General features: G+C 67.2%; 4 protein-coding genes. All 4 read left to right on the top strand.

Going from position 1 to position 3,918, the window contains the following annotated elements; all coding sequences use genetic code 11:
• On the top strand, window positions 1–1,761 hold a 1,761-nt coding region (locus ACGF8B_RS42020; RefSeq protein ID WP_392748205.1), incomplete at its 5' end, for a YwqJ-related putative deaminase.
• 29 nt (window positions 1,762–1,790) lie between these two features.
• Complete coding sequence (locus ACGF8B_RS42015; RefSeq protein WP_392748203.1) at window positions 1,791–2,267, top strand: SUKH-3 domain-containing protein; 477 nt, start codon at window positions 1,791–1,793, stop codon at window positions 2,265–2,267.
• Window positions 2,260–2,646: a YwqJ-related putative deaminase gene (locus ACGF8B_RS42010; protein WP_392748201.1), complete on the top strand. Its 387-nt coding sequence runs from the start codon at window positions 2,260–2,262 to the stop codon at window positions 2,644–2,646. Before ACGF8B_RS42015 ends, ACGF8B_RS42010 begins: the two co-directional genes overlap by 8 nt.
• A gap of 118 nt (window positions 2,647–2,764) precedes the next feature.
• Window positions 2,765–3,550: a hypothetical protein gene (locus ACGF8B_RS42005; protein ID WP_392748199.1), complete on the top strand. Its 786-nt coding sequence runs from the start codon at window positions 2,765–2,767 to the stop codon at window positions 3,548–3,550.
• Window positions 3,551–3,918: the final 368 nt, after the last annotated feature.

Genomic DNA, 3,918 nt, shown 5'->3' with positions numbered 1-3,918 from the left:
GTCTTCACCGGCGGCGCCGGCGGCGCCGCAGCCGGAGCCGGCAAAGCCGGAGCCGTCGCGAAGGTACTCTCCGTCGCCGGCAAGGCCGGCAAGGTCATCGACCCCATGACCTACATCGCCAAAGGCGCCGGCGCCGGCCTCTCCAAGATCGGCGACATCACCAAAGGCCTCAAAGGCATCGGCAACATCGACATCCCCAAACTCCCCGACGACGCCATCACCATTCCCGAAGGCTCCCTCAAACTCTCCGACGGCACCTTCCACCTCCCCGAGGGCGCACCCGTCCCCGAGGGCGGGATCAAGCTCCCCGACGGGAACGTCAAGTTCCCCGACGACGTCCCCGTCCTGCCCGAGAACGCCACCAAGCTCCCCACCCACACCGAAGCACCCGTCCAGTACTTCGACCACGACGGCAACCTCCTCGACGAACACGGCGACATCGTCCAGAAGGCCGAGGACGCTCCCAAGGAGCCCTCCCCCACCGTCCCGCACACCGACGGCCCGGACCCCACCACCCCCCACACCAACACCCCGGACCCCACCACCCCGCATCCCGACGCCCCGGTCAGGGAACCGGCCCTGGTCGGCGCCGGCGCCAACACCGCCGACAACGTCGCACACGTCGGCGCCAACGCGGGTGACAACGTCATCCACCTCGGCAGCGACCTCGGCGACACCGGCCGCCTCGCGGACGACCTGCCCACCACCCACAACCCCGCCGACAACCTCCCCGGCGGCCACGCCGGTGACAACCTCCCCGGCGGAAACGCGGGCAACCGCCTCCCCCACGCAGGAGCGGCCGACCACCTTCCCGGTGGTCACGCCGACGACCTCGGCCACGGCCCCACCGCCGGACACGAACCGCCCAACACCCACACCGGCGGCCACGGTGACGGCCCGCGCGGTCCGCACGACCCGACCCCGCCCCACCACAACGACCACACGCCGAACAGCCACGCCGACGACGCCGCCCACCACGGCAAGGACGAGGGCACCCCGCACCACGGATCCGACGACACGCTGCCCCACGACGACGGCGTCCCGCACGACGACGGCGTCCCGCACGACCCCGATGGCCCGAACGGTCCCGACGGCCCCGACGGCCCGGATCACCCCGGTGGCGACGGCCCGGGCAACGAGCCGCACGGCAAGCCCGTGGACCCTCAGCCCGGCTGGCACGGCCAGAGCGCGGACAAGATGCGGCACTACCGGCGCCCCGCCCTGGACGTCTCGCACCTGCCTCTGAAGGATCAGCTGCCTCTTCTGGAGCGGGAGGCGTCCGCTCTCGCCGACGACGCGCTGAAGGCTCCGGCCGGAGCGGCACCCGCCGGCCTGAACCACCTCGAATCCGGCTGCGCCGGAAGCTTCCTGCACGACAACACGATCACCGCGCACAGCAGCACCACCAAGATGCACGGCCAGAAGCTCCCGAAGCGGCATGCCGTGCTCGACGACATCCTGAAGAACGTGGAAAAAACGCTTGAAGCCCAAGGGAAAACCAAGGGGATAGGGCACGGCAAATGCGCCGAGATTTCACTGATCAGCGATCGATTGCATCAGATCGACCCCACGGGTAAATCGATTCGCACAATTGACGACGCCAAGGACGCCCTGGAGGGAGGCGTGATGCATTCACGCCAGATCGGCGACCTCCGCGACCGCGTCACAGGGGAACTCGACCGCGTGCACAATGAATTCCTGCCCCCCTGCCGCACCTGCGAGCACGTACTGCCTCAGCTGGGCATTCGAGTACACTCGTAGCACCCCTGTTTCACGAAACGGAACAAATAGTGAACCCTGAACAGCTGACACCCGAAGTGCGCAATTGGCTGACTGCGTGCGACTGGTCTCCGAGTCGTGACATCGGGGACCTTGCCGAGGAATTGATTCAGATTCGACTGAAGGACGCCGAGCAGCACGGGGTGACCCTGATCCCGACACCGCAGGCAGTCCGCGCCATCCGCAGCTACGGAAATCTGCGACTCGTTCATCCCACCGATCGGGAATCGGCGTGGATCATGAACCCGACGTTCGGATACGACGGCGACGCCGCGCTCATCAAAGAGCTGGCCTTCGAACTCGGCACGGAACTCTTCCCCATCGGTTACGAGTCCCTCGAATACGGAATCATTCTGATCGACGAACAGGGCCGCTTCTTCGTTCTCCACCACACCGGTGGTTATTACATGGGAGCGAACGACGCAGATGCGTTTTCCAGGTTTCTGACCGGGGCTGCCCCCCTGGACGCGGAGGACTTCTTTGTCTGAGCAATATCCCGCCGTGGCCTCCTCCCTGCTGATCGGCGGCCAGGTGGTCAGCCATACCAGCCTGGTCGGGGAGGGGACCGCCGATCTCCATCCGGCGATCCGGTCGTTCGTCGCCACGCTGCCGGCCGACGTGAGCAAGCCGTTCACCGGGCGCTGCGCCGAATCCGCCCTGGTGTCCGACCAGTTGTGGGCGCTCGACTCGGCACGGGGCGACGGCCGCACGACAACCCTCGACGAAGCCACGCCGCACTTCGCGGGATCCGCCATCATTTCCAAGATGATCCGTGGTCAAGGGCACCCCGATCACGGCAGGACCACGGAGCCGTGCGAGGTCTGCCGGCTGCTCCTCCAGAAACTGGGTGTCCAGGTGATGGCCTGACGGGGTGATGGCCTGACGGGCGCCCGCGAGTTCCCCGGACACCCCGCGGCTCGTCCGGTGCCGACGACGCGGCGAAGGCTGTTCCTCGGGAGCCGCACCTGAAGGGATTTGATCTTGAGTGAGCGCTGAGCCGCCACGCGCGGTCCTGGAACGGTTGCGCGCGGTCGACTGGGACGGCGACTGGGACCTGGCCGCGGGTCACTCGCGTTCCCGCGCCCTGCTGATGCGGGAGCACATGCGTCGCGCGGCGCTGTGGGCTCAGGCGTACGGCGCCGGTGAGAAGTGGCCCTTCTTCGACGTCACCGAGTTCGTCGATCCCGCGTTCCGGCTGGACCCGGACATGGAGTCCGAGCTGGAGGACTACGTGGCGCACAACGTCGGCACGCCGTCCACGGCGAGGACGTGCCGGGGTGCCGTGCGCTGGGCGGCGCTCCGGGCCGAGAGCGAGGTCGCCCTTCCGGAGCTCCCTGACCCGTACGAGCCGTTGCTGCTCATGTACGGGCGGGGCGGTGGCTACTCGATCGAGGAGTTCATCGACCTGTATGGAGTGATGATCCCGTACGGGAAGTTCGAGTCCAATCTCAACGCCGAGCCGTTCCTCACGCTGGCCCCGAGCACTCTCGACGCCCTCGATGCCGGAGCGGCCGGCAGGATCACGTACTACGCGAAGATCAGTGAGGGATATCCGCGCAGTGGCCCACGCGGCATCCTGCGGCGGCGTCTCGTCGGCAGGGAGGCCAAGACGCACGACGAGGCCTTCACCCGTGCTCTTCGCTGGGAGCCGACGGAGTACCTCAGGCTCTACGAGCTCGGGCACAACGACATCGACCACGTACAGATCTCCGAGCGGGAAGCGGCCGCGTTCATCGAATCGACGGTGAAGCGGCTCGGCGGATCGTGGTGATCCGCCGGGTCGGCAGGCGGTCGACAGACGGTCGGCCGTCGCCCACGGCCGTGTGCACGGCGTGAAGATCTGCCGGAGATCCTCGGGCCCCCCTCGCACCGGGAGGGCTCCCGTCCTCCGCGCTCCGGTCAAGTGCTCCGTTTCCGCACCTCATTGCCCGTGACGGTTGTTCGGCGGCCATGTCACAGACTGTCCACAGGTCCAGGGCCCTCGATTGCCTTCGGCATCCCGGAGTTGATAGGGATGGTCAGCACATTTGTTTGCTCTGTTCGACAGGGGGATTGAATGAAGTTCGACATGGGGGCGCAGGTTCTGACGAGTCTGTCGTCGAAGTCGCGTGGGTCGAGTGATGATCTGGGGACGTTGAT

This window comes from Streptomyces sp. NPDC047917, from assembly GCF_043204345.1.
GTDB classification, from domain to species: Bacteria; Actinomycetota; Actinomycetes; order Streptomycetales; family Streptomycetaceae; genus Streptomyces; species Streptomyces sanglieri.
Note: the sequence above shows the minus strand (reverse complement) of the source record. Positions and strands in the feature narration are given on the sequence as shown.